Below are 17,191 nucleotides of genomic sequence, written 5' to 3' on the forward strand. Positions count from 1 at the left end.
TCGCCGGGTGCTACACACGATACTGATAGGGAATGCGGGCCGGTCGCCGGCCGCCATGGGGGAACGGCGCGAACGCGCGCCATTCCCCGAACGCTTGGCCTTAGCGCATCAACTCCACCGCCATCGCGGTCGCCTCGCCACCGCCGATACACAGCGATGCCAGTCCGCGCGTCTGGCCGGTGGTTTCCAACGCGGACAGCAACGTCGCCAGGATCCGCGCGCCGCTCGCACCGATCGGATGCCCCAGCGCGCAGGCGCCGCCGTGGATGTTCACCTTGTCGTGCGGCAGGCCGAGGTCGCGCATCGCGATCATCGCGACGACCGCAAACGCCTCGTTGACCTCGAACAGGTCGACGTCGACGGCCGACCACCCCGCCTTCTCCATCGCCTTGCGCATCGCGAACACCGGCGCGGTGGTGAACAGCGCCGGTGCGTGAGCATGCGCGGCATGCGCCACGACCCGCGCGATCGGCGTAATGCCCAGCCGCTCGGCGACGCTCGCCCGAGTCATCACGAGCGCGGCGGCGCCGTCGGAGATCGACGAGGCATTGGCAGCGGTGATCGTGCCGTCCTTCGAAAAGGCCGGCTTGAGCGTCGGGATCTTGGCGACGTCGCCCTTGGCCGGCTGCTCGTCGAGCGCGACCGTGGTCGTGCCTTTGCGGCCCTTAATCTCGACCGGCACGATCTCGCGATCGAACGCGCCCGACGTCTGCGCGCGCTGCGCACGGTGCAGCGATTCGATCGCGTAGTCGTCCATCTGCGCGCGCGTGAACTGGTATTCGTGCGCGGTATCCTCGGCGAAATTGCCCATCAGCTTGCCGGGTTCATACGCATCCTCGAGCCCGTCGAGATACATATGGTCGAACATCCGGTCATGCCCGATGCGCGCGCCGCCGCGGTGGCTCTTCGACAGATACGGTGCGTTGGTCATGCTCTCCATGCCGCCCGCGACGAGCAGGTCGACCGACCCGGCCCCCAGCGCATCGGCCGCAAGGATCGCCGCCTGCATCCCCGATCCGCACATCTTGTTGACCGTCGTCGCCTCGACATGGTCGCCAAGTCCGGCGTTGATCGCCGCCTGTCGCGCAGGCGCTTGGCCGAGCCCGGCGGGCAGCACGCAGCCCATGTAGATCCGCTCGATATCCGCCGCCGACACGCCCGACCGACCGACCGCACCGCGGACCGCATCGGCGCCAAGCTGGGTTGCGGTCGCGCCGGCGAGCGCGCCCTGGAACGATCCCATCGGCGTACGCGCGTAGGACAGGATGACGACGGGATCTCGATCGACGGCCACTTATGCTCTCCATATAGTCTTATGCCCCCGTATCTGGGGTTGATGCGCGGCAATACAAAGCAGCGCGGGATGCGCCTAGACCCGTCGACATGGAAACACTCATCACGACGCTCAAATGGTGTGCCGCGGCGTCCGGGGTGATCGCCGCGTTCATGGTGTCGCTCGATTTCGGGCGACGCGTGACCGGCTGGGGGTTCGTGCTGTTCGTCGGCTCGTCGATCGCCTGGCTCAGCGGTGCAGCCTTGACCGGGGACTGGGCGCTGGGCACGCAGAATATCGTGTTGTTCGGGATCAACCTCCTCGGCGTGTATCGCTATCTGGTGCGCAAGACCGGTGTCTGAGGCCGCGGTCTGGGCGCTGCTGCTGGGCATGCTCGGCGCGATCCTTGGCAGTTTCGTCGCGGCGCTGGTGACGCGCTGGCCGGACGGGCGATCGGTGATGGCGGGCCGCTCGACCTGCGATCACTGCGGGCGGACCCTCCGCGCGGTTGAACTGGTGCCGTTGTTGAGTGCGCTCGTCCTTCGCGGACGGTGCCGCGGTTGTGGCGCCGCGATCAGCCCGGTGCACTGGCGGATCGAGCTGGCGGGAGTGGCGATCGGCGTGGCCGCCGGGATCGTCGCGCCCGGGCCTGTCGGGGTCGCGGGCGCGGTATTCGGATGGCTGTTGCTGGCACTGGCGAGCCTCGATCTTGTCGCGTTCTGGCTGCCCGACCGGCTGACATTGCTGCTCGCCAGCACCGGCGTGATCAGCGGAGCGGTCGGGATCGGCCCGCCGCTACTCGCGCGGGCGATCGGTGGCATTGCCGGATTCGGCACGCTGTGGCTGGTCGCGTTCGGCTATCGACATCTCCGCGGGCGCGACGGGATGGGCGGCGGCGACCCCAAGCTGCTCGGGGCGATCGGGCTGTGGCTCGGATGGCAAATGTTGCCCGCCGTTCTGCTGATCGCCAGCATGATCGGGCTCGGCGTCGTCCTCGCCGCGCACCTCAAGGGGCGCAGCGTGGCGGCGGACACCGCGCTTCCGTTCGGCGCGTTGCTGGCATTGGCGGCTTATCCCGCATGGCTCTTCATGATAGGCCTGACGCCATGATATCGCTCGCTCTTCTCCTCGCCTTGCAGGCTGCGGCCAACCCAGGCCCCGGCCCGCTGGGCGCGATCGGCAAGCAGAAGCTCCCCGCAAAGGGGTGCGCCGCCTATCTCTGGAGCATGGACGCCGGCCGCCAGCTCGTTGCGATGGCCACCGCCGACCCTGGGCAGATCCGCCTGGCGATCGACGGCAAGACCACCGACTATGCGATGGCGACCCAGTCGCCCGCGATCGGCTTCGGCTTCGGCGGCGTCACCCAGTATCGCGGCGGCGACGTCACCGCGACGCTCGACATGGCGGTTTCGGTGCGCGCGGACATATCGGCAGGCGCGACGGTGACGTCCGCGACGCTACGGATCGACCGCCCGGGGCGCGATACCGTCGTCATGCCGGTCGGTGGCCTCATCGGCTGCGTCTGAGTCAATTTTCGTGAAACCAAGCCGCCCTCCGTGCGTTACGTGGGCGAAGATGGGGGTGAATCGTACACGATCGCTGCCGGTAAAAGGGAATCGTGTGACAGCTTCGAACAGCCGGCATCATTGGCTCGCTCTGGCGTTGGTAGCGTCTAATACGGGATTTGCGGGCATTTGTTCCGCCCAGTTGGCAAAGCCCGGCACCGCCCCTGCCAAGGGTCCGGACGCCCCCAAGCCCGGCGATCAGACCCAATCGGCCGATCCGCGCGCTGATGCGCCGATCGTCCCCGATGCCGAGTTCGACAGCGCGCTGCCCCCGCTCAGCAGCGACCTGAACGCGCCGCTCGAACCCATGTCCGCAGCGCCCGCGGTCGCCGCCACCCCCGCGACCGCGACGACGTCCGCAACGACGGTGTCGGGCGACGTCCTGCCGCCGACCGGCCCCGCCGACCCGCAACTCGCGCAACCGCTGATCCCGCTGTCGAGCTTCGACACGACCCCGCTCCAGACCGCGGCGGACATCAAGGACAAGGACGCGCCCGAGATCCGGTACGAGACCGCGACCAAGGGGCTCGACAAGGCTGGCTCCGGGCTGGAGGCTGAATACAAAGCGCTGTCCGCGCTCGCCGAGGGCAAGGGCAAGGCCGCGAACGCCACGCAGGTCGCGGCGCGCGGGCGTGAGGACGAGGCGCTGGCGGTGCGCCTGCTCAAGTCGCTCGGCTATTACGACGCCACCGCGATCTCGACGATCGAGACGATCCCCGACGCCGACAAGACCAAGCCCGCGCGTCTCAAGGCGACCGTCAGCGCGCAGCCGGGCCGGCTTTACTCGCTGTCGTCGATCACCGTGCAAGCGAATGCGACGACGCCCCCCGATCTGGTCCGCCAGCAATTGCCGCTGAAGGTCGGTGACCCGATCGAGGCCGCGCGGATCCAGGGCGCCGAGGCGAATGTCAGCCTGACGCTGCCGCAACAGGGCTATCCGTTCGTCAAGGTCGGCGAGCGCGACATCCTGCTCGACGACCAGACTCCGACGGGGGCGTACACGCTGCCGGTTGACACGGGGCCCCGCGCGTCGTTTGGCCAGCTTCGCACTGAAGGCGATCCGGTGTTCAACCTGGAGCATCTGGGCCTCTTCCCGCGGTTCAAGGCGGGCGAACTCTACGACAACCGGATGACCGACGACCTGCGCGACGCGCTGGTCGCGACGTCGCAATTCTCGACCGTGTCGGTCGAGCCCGTCCGCACCGGCACAGTCAACCCCGACGGCACCGAGCAGGTCGACCTGCTGGTCCGCCAGAGCGCGGGCAAGCCCCGCTCGCTCGGCGGCAATGTCGGCTATTCGACCGGCCAGGGCTTTCGTGCCGAGGGCACGTGGCAGCACCGCAACCTGTTCCCCTATGAGGGCGCGCTGATCGGCTCGGTGATCGCCGGCACGCAGGAACAGGGCCTGTCGGGCACGTTCCGCCGCGCCAATGCAGGCCGCCGCGACCGCACGTTCAGCCTGACCGCGGGCGCGAACCATTCGAATTACGACGCCTATGACGCGTTCACGACCAGCGTCGGTGTCCGCTGGAGCTACGACTCCACGCCGATCTGGCAGAAGCCGCTGACCTATTATTACGGCGGCGAGCTCGTGGGCACGAACGAGAGCGTCTACGACTTCACGCAGGGCAAGGACGTCCGCCGGACCTACGGCATCGTCGCGCTGCCGGGCCAGGTGAAGTTCGATCGCTCGGACAGCCTGCTTAATCCGACCAAGGGCTATCGCCTGACGCTGAACCTAAGCCCCGAAACATCGGTGCAGGGGTCGGTGAAGCCGTACATCCGGACGATGATCGAGGGGACGTTCTACTACCCCGTCTCCAGCAGCATCGTCATCGCCGGACGCGCCAAGGCCGGCTCGATCCAGGGCGTCGACCGTGACGATCTGGCCCCCTCGCGGCGCTATTATGGCGGCGGCGGCGGGTCGGTGCGGGGCTATGGCTATCAGCGGCTCGGGCCGTTCGATCCCAATGGCAACCCGGTCGGCGGCCGGTCGCTCAACGAATTTGCGCTCGAAGCGCGCTACCGGTTCGGCGATTTCGGCATCGTGCCGTTCATCGATGCGGGCAACAGCTATGAGAGCAGCACGCCGAACCTGTCGTCCCTGCGCTACGGTGCAGGTATCGGCGGGCGCTTCTACACCAGCTTCGGCCCGATGCGTTTCGATGTCGCGACGCCGCTAAACCCACGCAAGGGCGACGGCAAGATCGCGCTCTACATCTCGATCGGGCAGGCATTCTGATGGCCGAAAACGGCACCCCTGCGGTCGAGCAGACCGTCATCGTCGAGCGTCGCCCGTTGTGGCAACGTATCCTGAAATGGCTGGCCATCCTGGTCCTCGGCCTCGTCGCGCTCGTCCTGATCGTCCTGTTCGGCATCAACACCGATCCCGGCCGGCGGCTCGTCGCGGACCAGATCGGCGGCTACACCACCGCCTCGGGGCTGAACATCAAGGTCGGCCGCATCGACGGCTCGATCTACGGCGCGATGACCTTGAGCGACGTCCGCGTGTCGGACCCCAAGGGCGTGTTCCTGACCAGCCCGAAGCTCGCCGTCGATTGGCGCCCGTTCGCGTTCGCCAAGAACCATGTCGACGTACGCTCGCTGACGACTCCGCTCGTCACGCTGCAGCGCCGCCCGGTGCTCAACGCGACGCCGACCGATCCGAACGCGCCGTTGCTCCCCGATCTCGACATCGACGTGAACCGTCTGGTGATCGACCGCTTCGTAATCGCCAAGCCCGTGACGGGCCAGACGCACATCGTGAAGATCGATGGCGCGGTGCATATCGCCGATCGCCGCGCGCAGCTCACCACTAACGCAGCCGCGCTCACCGGCCCCGGCATCGCCGGCGGCGATCGCCTCGTGCTAAAGCTCGACGCGGTACCCGACCAGAACAAGTTCGACGTCAACGTGAAGCTGACCGCGCCGGTCGGCGGCGTCGTATCAACAATGGGATCGTTCAAGGCGCCGCTGACCGCGACCGTCGATGGCCGCGGCAGCTGGGCTGCGTGGCAGGGCCGCGCGGTCGCGACGCTCGGCGGCGGGCAGCTCGCGAACCTCGCGCTGACCGCGAAGAACGGCCATATCGAAGTGCGCGGTTCGACGCGTCCCGGCCTGTATCTCGAGGGCCCGGTCGAACGCCTGACCGCGCCACAGCTCGACGTCGCGATCGACACGACGCTCAACGATCGCAAGGCCGACACGCGGGTAACGCTGAAGTCGGACGCGCTTGCGGTCGACGCGGGTGGTCTCATCGATCTCGCCAAAAGCCGGTTCGGCAATTTCGCGGTGAACGCCAAGCTGCTCACCCCCGGCGCGATCCTCCCCAACCTGCGCGGTCGTGACGTCACGGCGCGCGTCGTCCTCGACGGTGCGTTCGCGACGCCGACGGTCGACTACAAGGTGCGCGCGGCGACGATCGCGTTCGGCGACATGGGCGTCGAGAATCTCTACGCCGAGGGTCTTGCCCGCATCAATGCGGACCGCATCCTGGTCCCCGTCAAGGCGCGCGCACGCCGCGTCACCGGGCTCAACGCCGCGGTCGGTGGTCTCGCCACCAACGTCGCGATCGACGGCGACTTCGCAATCTCGGGCGTCAACGTCCTGTCCGACAACCTCAAGATCCGTTCGGACAAGATCGATGCGACCGCGGTCGTCGTCGCGAACATGGCCACCGGCCGCTACACCGGCGCGCTGAAGGGGCGGGTCAACAATTACCGCGTCGACGGGATCGGCATCGTCAACCTGACGACCGACGCCAAGCTGGTGCCGGGGCCGAACGGCGGCTTCGGGATCACCGGCCGCGTCGTCGCGCAGACCTCGCAGATCTTCAACGAAGGCGCGCGCAGCTTCCTCGGCGGTAACGCGATCGTCCGATCGGATATCGGCTACAGCCCCGAGGGCATCGTCACCTTCCGCAACCTGCGGATGAACGCGCCACAATTCCGCGTCACGCGCGGCGAAGGCCGGTTCGATCCGGCGACCGGCGCGGTGCTGGTGAACGCGGATGCCTATTCCACCGTCTACGGCCCGCTGTTCGCGCGCGTGACCGGCAGCGCGACCGCCCCCGTCGTCGTCCTGCGCGCCCCGCGTCCGGGCGTCGGCGTCGGGCTCGTCAACCTCAACGCCCGCATCGTCGGCCGCGGCGGCGCCTATGCCGTCACCGCGAGCGGCGGCACCAATTACGGCCCGTTCACCGCCGACGTGCTCGTCACGCCGGGGACGCAGCTCGCGGTCGACGTGCGCCGCGTGGTATTCGCCGGGATCGTCGGCAGCGGGCGTATCGTCCAGACCGCCGCAGGTTCGTTCGCCGGCGCGCTCCAGTTCGCGGGTCAGGGCCTGTCGGGCAACGTCCGTCTCGCTAATCAGGGCGGCTATCAGCGCGCCGACGTCGCAGCGCGCGCCAATGGCGCCCGGATCCCCGGGATGGTCGATTTCACGATCGGCCGCGCGATCATCAATGCGACCGCGGTCCTGACTCCGACGCCCCAGATCGTCGCCGACGCGCAGGTCGCGGACATGCGCTACGGCGCGATCGTCCTCTCCGCAGGCCGCGCGAAGGTGAACTATGTCGGCGGCAACGGCACCGCGCAGGCGTTGCTCACAGGCTCGAACGGCGTCCCCTTCCGTCTCGCGGTCAACGCCAAGCTCAGCCCGAACAATTACCTCGTCGCGGCGCAGGGCCAGGCCAACGGCATCGACTTCCGCACCGTCAACCCGGCGCGCATCCAGGCGGTGAAGGGCGAATACCGCCTGTCGCCGACCCGGATCGACTTCGGTGGCGCAGGCGGTGGCTCGGCCCGTCTCGCGGGCACCTATGGCCGCGGCACGACCGCACAGGTCCGGCTCGATCGCCTCGATCTGTCGACCCTGTCCGCGCTCGTCCCCAATCTGGGGATCGGCGGCAAGGCCACCGGCAGCCTCGACTTCACGCAGGCCAATTCGACCGCACTGCCGACCGCCGACGCGCGCATGACCGTCACCAACTTCACCCGCTCGGGCCTCGCCGCGGTCTCCGATCCCGTCGACATCGTGTTCGCCGGGACGCTCGGCGGCGAAGGCGGCATCGGCCGTGCGCTGGTGCGTCGCGGCACCTCGGTGATCGGCCGGATGGTCGCGAACCTGCGCCCGCTCCCCGCGGGCACCGGCTCGTGGAGCACGCGCCTGATGGCAGCGCCGCTGTCGGGCGGGATCCGCTATAACGGCCCGTCCGCGGTGCTGTTCAGCTTCGCGGCGATCCCGAACCAGCAATTGTCGGGGCCGATCGCGGTCGCCGCCGATGTCTCCGGGCGCCTCCAGGCACCGCAGCTCAACGGCGTCGTCCGTGCCGACAATCTGACCTACGACAACGAGACCTATGGGACTCGCCTGTCGCAGATGCGGATCGCCGGCCGCTTCTCGAACACCGACTTGCAACTGACCCAGCTCAGCGCGAAGGCCGGCGACGGCACGGTGCAGGCGCAGGGCTCGATCGGGTTCGCGGCCGACAGCGGCTTCCCGATCGATCTGCGCGCGACGCTGAACAATGCGCAGCTCGCCAAGAGCGATGCGATCAGCGCCACCACGACGGGCACGATCCACCTGACCAACGGGCGTGACGGCGGCCTCATCCAGGGCGATCTCCAGATCCCCGAGGCGCGCTATCAGATCATCCGCCAGGGCCAGGCCGAAGTGCCCGAACTGACCGGCGTCCGCCGCAAGAGCGACATCCGCACCCCGCTCTCGACCGACCGGTCGCAGGTGCCCGCGGTCGGCAAGTTCAAGCTCGACCTGCGCGTGCGTGCGCCCAACCAGCTGTTCGTGTCGGGCATGGGGCTCGAATCCGAATGGGAGATGGACATGCGGATCGGTGGCACGTCCGCCGCGCCGGTCATCACCGGCGGGATGGATATCGTGCGCGGCACCTATTCCTTCTCGGGCAAGCGGTTCGAGGTCACCAAGGGCCAGATCCGCTTCCGCGGCGGTGCGCTGACCGATCCGGACATCAACATCCAGGCGAGCACCACGACCAGCGACATCACCGTGACGATCAACGTCACGGGCACTGGCCAGCGTCCGCAGATCGCGTTCACCTCGACCCCGACGCTGCCGCAGGACGAGGTGCTCAGCCGCCTGTTGTTCGGGTCGAGCCCGGCCAATTTGTCGGCGACCGAGGCGATCCAGCTGGCGTCTGCGCTGAACTCGCTGCGCGGGTCTGGCGGCGGGGGTCTCAACCCGCTCGGCAAGCTGCGCTCGGCGACCGGGTTCGATCGCCTCCGCGTCCTCGGCGCCGACGAGGCGAGCGGGCGTGGCACCAGCCTGGCTGCGGGCAAGTACATCACGAAGAACATCTATGTGGAGATCGTGACCGACGCGAAGGGCTATACCTCGACGCAGCTCGAGATCGCGCTGACCAGGGCGCTCAGCCTGTTGTCGGCGGCAGGATCGAGCGGCGGGCAAAGCGCCAGCGTCAAATATACGAAGGACTATTGAGTAAAGATCACAACAGGATAAGTTTGGTTATGAAACCTATGGCGTAACGCCGGGGCGAGGGGATGCAGCATGGCCGAGCATGTCGACGTGATCGTTGTGGGTGCCGGGATTTCCGGGATCGGAACCGGCTACCATCTCCAGACCCGCTGCCCCGATCGCAGCTACATGATCCTCGAGGGGCGCTCGGCGATGGGCGGGACGTGGGACCTGTTCCGCTACCCCGGCATCCGCTCCGACTCGGACATGCACACGCTGGGGTTCGCCTTCCACCCCTGGACCGCGGCCAAGTCGATCGCTGACGGTCCCTCGATCCGCGCCTATGTCGAGGAAACGGCGAGGGAATACGGGATCGACGCCAAGATCCGCTACGGCCACCACGTCAAGTCCGCGGCGTGGTCCACCGCGGATGCGCGGTGGACAATCGAGGCGACCGGCCCCGATGGCTCCCCGGTGACGCTCACCTGCAACTTCCTGTCGATGTGCGCGGGCTATTACAATTACGCCAAGGCCTATTCGCCCGAGTTCGAGGGCGCGGAGAGCTTTGCCGGGCAGATCGTCCACCCGCAATTCTGGCCCGAGGATCTCGATTATAGCGGCAAGCGAGTCGTCGTGATCGGCAGCGGCGCGACCGCGGTGACCTTGGTGCCGACGATGGCACAGACGGCCGAGCACGTAACGATGCTCCAGCGCTCGCCCACCTACATCGTCGCGCGCCCCGGCGAGGATGGCGTCGCGAACTGGCTGCGCGGCAAGCTGCCGGCCAAGGCCGCGTACGGCATCACGCGGTGGAAGAACGTCCTGATGGGGATGTTCTTCTTCCGCCTCGCCCGCAAACGCCCCGCCAAGGTGAAGGAGCGGATGATCGGCATGGTCCGCGATCATCTCGGCCCAGACTATGACGTCGCGACGCATTTCACGCCGCGCTACAATCCGTGGGACCAGCGCGTCTGCCTCGTGCCCGACGGCGACCTGTTCACCGCGATCAACGCGGGCAAGGCCTCGATCGTCACCGACACGATCGCGCGGATCACGCCCAACGGCATCCACCTCGATTCAGGCAACGACCTGCCCGCCGACGTCATCGTCACCGCCACCGGGCTCGAACTGCAATTGATGAGCGGCGTCTCGTTCAGCCTCGACGGGCAACCGATCGAGCTCGCCGGGCGGCTCCAATATAAGGGGATGATGTTCGACGGCATCCCGAACCTGTCCTCGACCTTCGGCTACACCAACGCGTCATGGACGCTGAAGGCGGACCTGACTGCGGTGTACGTCTGCCGCCTGCTCAACACGATGACCAAGCGCGGGCTTCGGCAGGCAACGCCGCACAACGACGACCCGACGATGAAGAGCGAGGCGTTCCTCGATTTCTCGTCGGGCTATGTCCAGCGCGCCGCCGCCGCGCTGCCTGCACAGGGCGAACGCAAGCCGTGGAAGCTCAACCAGAATTATGCGTTGGATCTTATGGCGTTGAAGTTCGGCTCGGTCGACGACGCGATGCGCTTCTCGAACCCCGCCCCGGCGAAGGAGCGATTGCCCGCCTAGTAGATCAGGGCAGCGTCTCGCCCGCCTCGACGCCCCACAGCGCGCCGATGTCGACAAAGCCCGCCTGCCCCTTCACGTCGAACCGGCACCAGCCATTGCCGCACTGCGCCAGCCGCCCGACCACGCCGGGTGCCGCACGGTACAGCACGCGGCCCGACGTGGCGGGCTTGTCGCGCAGTTCGACCGGGCCCGCCCCGCGGACGATCGCGGTGCGCGTGCCGCTCAGCAGATTGGCCTGCATCCAGCCCTCGGTCCCGTCGGGATCGGCGACCTTGCGCCATTCCTTGAAGATCGCGACGACCTTGATCGGCAGGTCCTGCCGCTGATACAGCCAACTTGCCGGATAGGTCCGCGCCGGCCCGGTCCGCATGCGGGCGCGCGACGCCGAGATCGAGGCGTAATAGGGCACCGCCCGCTTCGTCGCGTCGGCGGCAGCCGCCGGCTCGGACACCAGCGCGGTGAAAACAACGGCGGAAAGCGCTGCGGCGAGAATGCGCATGGTCATGTCCTAACTGGCAAGCCGACCTCCTATCGCGATGAACCGCTTTCCTCAACCGAAGTTGGAGTCTCGATGTTGACGACCGCACGGGCCTTCGCCAAGCCGTCTCCATGACCGACACACGCCGCTGTCCGAACCCCAAGGTCGTCGTCACGCGCGAGCTCGCGGATACGCTGATGGACCGGATGGAGGCGCTGTTCGATACGCGCAACAACCGCGCCGACGCGAAGCTGACGCGGGCCGAGCTTGCCGAGGCGATGGCGGACTGCGACGTGCTCGTCCCCACCGTCACCGACGATATCGACGCAGAGCTGATCGCGGGCGCGGGCGACCGGCTGAAGCTGATCGCCAACTATGGTGCGGGCGTGAACCATATCGACCTGAAGGCCGCGCGCGCGCGCGGGATCATCGTCACCAACACGCCGGGCGTCCTCACCGAAGACACCGCGGACATGACGATGGCGCTGATCCTCTCGGTCCCGCGGCGGCTGGCAGAGGGCGAGAAGCTGGTCCGATCGGGCCAGTGGAAGGGCTGGAGCCCGGGCGGCATGCTCGGCCACCGGATCGGCGGCAAGGCGCTCGGGATCGTCGGGATGGGGCGGATCGGCCAGGCGGTCGCGCTCCGCGCGCGTGCGTTCGGGCTCACCATCCATTACCATAATCGCCACCGACTTCCCGCGGTGCGCGAGGCGCAACTGGCCGCGACGTTCCACGACTCGCTCGACGCGATGCTCGCCGCGGTCGACATCGTGACGATCCACACCCCGCTCAATCCCGACAGCCGCAACCTGATCGACGCGCGCCGGATCGCACTGATGCGACCGCACGTCTATCTCATCAACGCGGCGCGCGGCGGGATCGTCGACGAGGCGGCGCTGGTCGAGGCGCTCGAGGCGGGCCGCCTCGCCGGCGCCGGTCTCGACGTCTGGGCCCACGAACCCGCGATCGACCCGCGCCTGCTCGCGCTCCCCAACGTCGTGATGCTGCCGCACATGGGTTCCGCCACGCTCGAAGGCCGGATGGCATCGGGCGAGCGCGTCATCCAGAACATCCGCATGTGGGCCGACGGCCACCGCCCGCCGGATCAGGTGCTCGACGGCTGGATCTGAGCGATCCGAAGCACGATGCCGGAACCGTTACCGCGATGCAGCATTTGTTGGATACCCCCGGAGAGACAGGAGTATCCAAGATGAAGAAGTTTGCCGTTTCCGCCCTGCTGCTCGCGTCCGCCGTTTCGATGAGTGCATGCTCGACGCTCAAGGGCGCAGGCATCGGCGCAGCGGGTGGCGCAGGTGTCGCTGCCGCAACGGGCGGCAGTGTCGAGAAGGGCGCAGCCGTTGGCGGCGCAGGGGGTGCCGTCGTCGGCACCGTGGCCGACTGACCTGACCCAGACCCCGGGCAGCGTATCGAACGCGCCCGGGGCTTATCCTTCCCCGCAAAGTAAAGAATTGTAGCGGCCGTCTCAGACCGCGCGCATCCAGTGCGTCCGCGCGACGTTCCCCGTCAGCACCTTCGACCCGAACGCCTTGATGATCCTGGCGGCGTCCACGCTGTTCATCAGCACGACGCGCGTGCCCCCTGACGGCAGGCTTTCGATCGCGCTGATGATCGCATTGTGCTTCTTGCACATCGCCACGACCTGCGGCTGTTCGACGCTGACGTTCACCGCGCGTGAGATCGGTACGACCGTGTCCACCTCGGTCGTCACGAAATGCGTCCTGAAGTCACGATGGAAGAAGAGATCGTCATGCGGCATTCCCGGCTCGGAGCGGGAGCGCAAAGCATCTCTCAGTCGCAGCCTGCCCGTATGAAGCGCCGCGATGCGCCGGGTATGCGCGCTATCGCCCCGATCGGCAATGGCGACCGGCGCGTTACGGTCGCACCCTCAGCAGCGCGAGCCCGAAACCGACGAAGATCGCCCCCGTCAGCCGGTCGAACGCACGCCGCATCGCCGGGCGGGTCAGATACCGAGCGAGCGTCCGCCCACCCGCCACATACACGCCGTACCAGAAGCTTTCGACCACCGCGAAAGTGGCGACGAGGATCGCGAACTGCGGTCCCTGCGGTGCGGCCCGATCGACGAATTGCGGGAGAAACGCCGCCGCGAACAGCAACAGCTTGGGGTTGCTGATCCCGATCACGAACCCGCCGCGATACAGCCGCGCCGCCGATGCGGCCGGCATGCGCGTGACCGGCGACGTATCGTCCCCCACGTCGATCGGCGATCCCGCCCCGCGCCAGGCCTTGATCCCGAGGAAGATCAGATAGGCGACACCGGCATAGCGCAACGCGTCGAACACGCGCGGCCAGGCCGCGAGCAACGCCGACACCCCCGCCGCCGACGCCGCCAGCACGAGCACCAGCGCGGTCAGGCAGCCCGCCATCGCGGCGATGCTGCGTCGCGCGCCAAATGTAATGCTGCGCGTCATGACGTGCAGCATATTGGGCCCCGGCGTCCCGCACAGCAGGAACACCGCACCCAGGAACAGCCACCAGGCGTGTAGCGTCATCCTTGCCCCCTGCCCTCAAGATCCGCGGTCACCGACCGGCATGGCGACCCCGGGCCCGCCGGGGTTGCCCTTGTCCGCAGTATCAGTCGCCCGTGAGGATCCGGTCCACGAGCTGCCCGACGCTGGGCACGAACCCGTTCGAATAGAACGGATCCTTCTTGAAGTTGTACGCGGCATGGCCGGCAAACATCAGGTTCTGGTCGATGTCGCCGCCATGCGCGATGTCCTGCAGCGTCTTCTGGATGCAGAAGCTGCGCGGATCGGCGAGGCGTCCGGTCGAGTTCGTCTCGGTATCCGCCCAGCTTGAGAACGAGCATTGCGACAGGCAGCCCATGCAGTCCGCCTGGTCCTTGCGGATCATGCCCTTCTCGTTCGGGCTGACGAACACCAGCGTGTTGTCGGGCGTCTTGAGCGCGTCGGTAAAGCCCTCGCCGAACCACTGGCGTGCGCGCAGCAGGTCGTTGCGCGTGACCCAGAAATTCTTGCCCTTCACGCCGACGTCGAGCTGGAAGATGTGGTCGCCCGCCTCCTGCGTCGAGAACGCGATCTGGCGTTCCGAGCGCGCCTCGAGGCTGCGCAGGAACGGGTTGCGCACCGCGGACGAATAAAAGCCGGTCGGCGAGAATTTGTGCAGCAGCACGTCGCCTTCCTCGATCTGCGTCAGCGCGTTCTTCCAGTCCGCGGGGATCGGGCTTTCGCGAGTCAGCAAGGGCCGCGTGCCGAACTGGAACGCGATCGTGCCGAGCTCGGGATTGTCGATCCAGTCGTTCCAGTCGCGTAAGTACCAGACGCCGCCTGCCATCACGATCGGCACCGCGTCGCTGATGCCGCCTTCGCGCATCACGTCGCGCAGTTCCTTGACGCGCGGATAGGGATCCTGCGGCTTCAACGGGTCCTCGGCGTTCGACAGGCCGTTATGCCCGCCCGCGAGCCACGGATCCTCGTACACGACCGCGGCGAGCCACTCGGCCGCCTTCGAATAGGCGCGCTTCCACAGCGCGCGGAACGCCCGGCCCGAGCTGACGATCGGCAGGTAGCTGACGCCGTAGGACGCGGTGATCTCGCTCAGCTTGTAGGGCATGCCCGCGCCGCAGGTGACACCGGCCACCTTGCCGCGCGTCCGCTCGAGCACGCCGTGCAGGATCCGCTGTGCGCCGCCCATTTCCCACAGCACGTTGATGTTGATCGCGCCCTTGCCGTCGGCGATCTCGTACGCGCGCTCGACCTGCTGGACCGCACCCTCGATCGCGTACTGGACGAGCTCCTCGTGCCGGTCGCGCCGCGTCAGCGCCGCATAGACCTGCGGGATGATCTTGCCCTCGGGATCATAGCTGTCGGCGTTGACCGCCGACACGGTGCCGATACCGCCGGCCGCAGCCCAGGCGCCGGCCGACGCGTGGTTGGTCGCGGCAACGCCCTTGCCGCCCTCAACCAGAGGCCAGACTTCCCGACCGTTATAGACGATAGGCTTCAGGCCCTTGAACACGACGTCACCTCTCCCGGAAAATACGGCCCCCTATATCGCAAGGACGCAGCGCGCGAGCAAATTAAGACCTAGGTTAGCGCACCGGCTCGTCCCAGTGCACTCTCGTACAGGCTGCGATAGCGCGCGATCATCATTGCCTCGTCGAATTCTGCGCGTGCCTTGGCCTGGTTTGCAAGCCCGACCGAGGCGCGGAGCGTCGGATCCGCGACCAGCGCCTGCAACGCGTCACGCAGCCGCACCTCGTTGGCGATGTCGGTTACGAACGGCAGATTCTCGGGCGAGACCATCCGCTTGATGTCGCCGACGGGATAGCTCGCGATCGGCAGGCCCGCGGCCATCGCCTCGACCACCGAGATCGGGAACTGCTCGCTGCGCGACGACACCGCCAGCATGTCGAAATGGCCGATATAGCGGTAGGGCCGATCGAGGAATCCGGGCAGCACCAGCTTGTCCGCCATCCCCATCGCCGCCGCTGCCTGCACGATGTTGGCACGCTCGGGCCCCTCGCCGACGATCACCAGCCGTACCCGCCCCGACACGCCACCGACCGCGCGGACCAGTGCGGTGAGGTCCTTGACCTCGCGCAGGCCTGCCAGCGCACCGATCACGACCTCCTTGGCGTTCGGCACGAAGCCGGGGATCGCCTTGGGCTCGGGCTTCTGCGCGTAATAGGCGGTGCCGATCCCGTTGACGATCCGGTGGACGCGCGCGCGCGGCTGCTTCCAGGTGTTGAGCGCGATCGCCTCGAGCGCCTCGGACGGCACTGCCAGCGCATGCGCGGCGCCCAGCGCGAGCCGCCGATAGATGTTGCGCTCGATCTTGAGCCCGCCCGCCTCGTCCGCGTTGAACCCGTCTTCATGATGGACGAGCGGCGGCGCGCCCTTGCTGAACGCGCGGCGCGCCATCGCCCCGTCGATCGCGCCCCAATTATAGGTCAGCACCAGGTCGAACCGCCGCATATATTGCGCGATCGCCTCGTAGCGCTTGACCGAGGGCTTGCCGGTCAGCGGCGGCGGGTTCTGCGCGATCTCGTAGCGGATGCCCTTGGCGATCGAATCGCGTGCATCCAGCGCATCGGGCACGCCGGAGACGATCGTGTGCTTCGCCCGGTCGCCGAACGCATTCATCAAGGCGACCGCCCGCGCCTCCTTGCCGCCCAGGCTGAACGAGGAGTGGAGATGCAGGATGTTGACGGGTGCGGCCATGTCCGAGCGATGCCGATTTTTCAGCGCATTTTCAAGGGATCTGCCGCCCCCGGCAGGGCATGAAGCGCACCCGCCGCGCACCACGTATCTGAATAGCACCGCCGATTCAGACCTTTCTCCCACAGATATCGATCGATCGCATAGCAAGACGGACAAGCTTAGATTTGCGCTGGATACTATAGCGTTCTTTATACCTCCTTACCGGAACACCGGTACAGAGAGGATGATCATCATGACAACTTATGATTTCGATCAAAAACAGATCCAGAGCGTTCTGGATGCCGCATCGGAGCATGCGAAAGAGGCCAATCTGACGGGGTTGAGCCCGACGACCGATGTTTCGGGCGGCGGTGCGATGATGTTCGCCGGCGGCTGCATCAGCGTCACGGTCAAGAATCACCGTATCTGCCTCAACCTGCCGCTGGGCTTCGGGTCGTTCTGCTTCCCGATCCCGTCCATCTTCCCCGACGGCACCGCCGCGAAGGCGTGTATCGACATCTGCACGACCTGGGGCATTCCGACCGGCGTCAAGGTGTCCGTCTCGGTCGCCGGCCATGTCGTCGTGTCGAAGTCGTTCGGACGCTGCTGATCCGACCTGCCGGGAGGACACGCGCCCCGTGTCCCCCCGCTTGGT

Annotated in this window: 15 protein-coding genes; 9 read left to right on the forward strand and 6 right to left on the reverse strand. The window is 67.4% G+C overall.

What is annotated here, in order from left to right; genetic code table 11:
- Positions 1–100: 100 nt before the first annotated feature.
- Complete coding sequence (locus ASE79_RS02460; RefSeq protein ID WP_268796142.1) at positions 101–1,294, reverse strand: acetyl-CoA C-acyltransferase; 1,194 nt, start codon at positions 1,292–1,294, stop codon at positions 101–103.
- Positions 1,295–1,383: 89 nt separating this feature from the next.
- Between ASE79_RS02460 and ASE79_RS02465 the strand changes: the two genes are divergently transcribed.
- From ASE79_RS02465 to ASE79_RS02490, 6 genes are all read left to right on the forward strand, one after another.
- Entirely contained in the window at positions 1,384–1,635 is a 252-nt protein-coding gene (locus ASE79_RS02465) for a hypothetical protein (protein WP_055879041.1), read from the forward strand.
- A gap of 28 nt (positions 1,636–1,663) precedes the next feature.
- Positions 1,664–2,383, forward strand: coding sequence for a prepilin peptidase (locus ASE79_RS02470; protein WP_056413241.1), 720 nt, complete (start codon positions 1,664–1,666; stop codon positions 2,381–2,383).
- Positions 2,380–2,799 (forward strand): hypothetical protein, encoded by a 420-nt coding sequence (locus tag ASE79_RS02475; protein ID WP_056411427.1) that lies wholly within the window; start codon positions 2,380–2,382, stop codon positions 2,797–2,799. Before ASE79_RS02470 ends, ASE79_RS02475 begins: the two co-directional genes overlap by 4 nt.
- Positions 2,800–2,980: 181 nt before the next feature.
- Positions 2,981–5,080: an autotransporter assembly complex protein TamA gene (locus tag ASE79_RS02480; protein WP_235516722.1), complete on the forward strand. Its 2,100-nt coding sequence runs from the start codon at positions 2,981–2,983 to the stop codon at positions 5,078–5,080.
- Entirely contained in the window at positions 5,080–9,312 is a 4,233-nt protein-coding gene (locus ASE79_RS02485; protein WP_056411431.1) for a translocation/assembly module TamB domain-containing protein, read from the forward strand. The genes ASE79_RS02480 and ASE79_RS02485 overlap by 1 nt, the downstream gene beginning before the upstream one ends.
- Before the next feature lie 69 nt (positions 9,313–9,381).
- Positions 9,382–10,857 carry a flavin-containing monooxygenase gene (locus ASE79_RS02490; protein WP_056411432.1) on the forward strand — a complete coding sequence of 492 codons (1,476 nt, stop codon included), beginning with the start codon at positions 9,382–9,384 and terminating at the stop codon, positions 10,855–10,857.
- A 4-nt stretch (positions 10,858–10,861) separates the two neighbouring features.
- On the opposite strand, the gene ASE79_RS02495 is transcribed toward ASE79_RS02490, so the two are convergent.
- Entirely contained in the window at positions 10,862–11,362 is a 501-nt protein-coding gene (locus tag ASE79_RS02495; protein WP_082445016.1) for an SH3 domain-containing protein, read from the reverse strand.
- 104 nt (positions 11,363–11,466) lie between these two features.
- On the opposite strand from ASE79_RS02495, the gene ASE79_RS02500 reads away from it, so the two are divergent.
- Positions 11,467–12,465: a 2-hydroxyacid dehydrogenase gene (locus tag ASE79_RS02500; protein WP_056411433.1), complete on the forward strand. Its 999-nt coding sequence runs from the start codon at positions 11,467–11,469 to the stop codon at positions 12,463–12,465.
- An 80-nt stretch (positions 12,466–12,545) separates the two neighbouring features.
- The gene (locus ASE79_RS02505; RefSeq protein ID WP_055879018.1) at positions 12,546–12,737 is read left to right on the forward strand and encodes a hypothetical protein; all 192 of its coding nucleotides are present in this window, start codon (positions 12,546–12,548) and stop codon (positions 12,735–12,737) included.
- 81 nt (positions 12,738–12,818) lie between these two features.
- Here the strand turns inward: ASE79_RS02505 and ASE79_RS02510 are convergent, their stop codons facing one another.
- The 4 genes from ASE79_RS02510 to ASE79_RS02525 all read right to left on the reverse strand — a co-directional run bounded on the left by ASE79_RS02510 (position 12,819) and on the right by ASE79_RS02525 (position 16,557).
- A complete protein-coding gene (locus ASE79_RS02510; protein ID WP_146168768.1) occupies positions 12,819–13,064 on the reverse strand; it encodes a hypothetical protein in 246 nt (81 codons plus the stop codon).
- Between the two features lie 163 nt (positions 13,065–13,227).
- On the reverse strand, positions 13,228–13,866 hold the full coding sequence (locus tag ASE79_RS02515) for a LysE family translocator (protein ID WP_056411435.1): 639 nt from the start codon (positions 13,864–13,866) through the stop codon (positions 13,228–13,230).
- Between the two features lie 82 nt (positions 13,867–13,948).
- Positions 13,949–15,352 carry an NAD(P)H-dependent flavin oxidoreductase gene (locus ASE79_RS02520; RefSeq protein ID WP_056411437.1) on the reverse strand — a complete coding sequence of 468 codons (1,404 nt, stop codon included), beginning with the start codon at positions 15,350–15,352 and terminating at the stop codon, positions 13,949–13,951.
- A 68-nt stretch (positions 15,353–15,420) separates the two neighbouring features.
- On the reverse strand, positions 15,421–16,557 hold the full coding sequence (locus tag ASE79_RS02525; RefSeq protein WP_056411438.1) for a glycosyltransferase: 1,137 nt from the start codon (positions 16,555–16,557) through the stop codon (positions 15,421–15,423).
- Between the two features lie 232 nt (positions 16,558–16,789).
- Between ASE79_RS02525 and ASE79_RS02530 the strand changes: the two genes are divergently transcribed.
- Entirely contained in the window at positions 16,790–17,146 is a 357-nt protein-coding gene (locus ASE79_RS02530; RefSeq protein ID WP_151991089.1) for a hypothetical protein, read from the forward strand.
- Positions 17,147–17,191 lie beyond the last annotated feature (45 nt).

The sequence above is a fragment of the Sphingomonas sp. Leaf28 genome (assembly GCF_001421685.1).
GTDB lineage: Bacteria > Pseudomonadota > Alphaproteobacteria > Sphingomonadales > Sphingomonadaceae > Sphingomonas > Sphingomonas aurantiaca.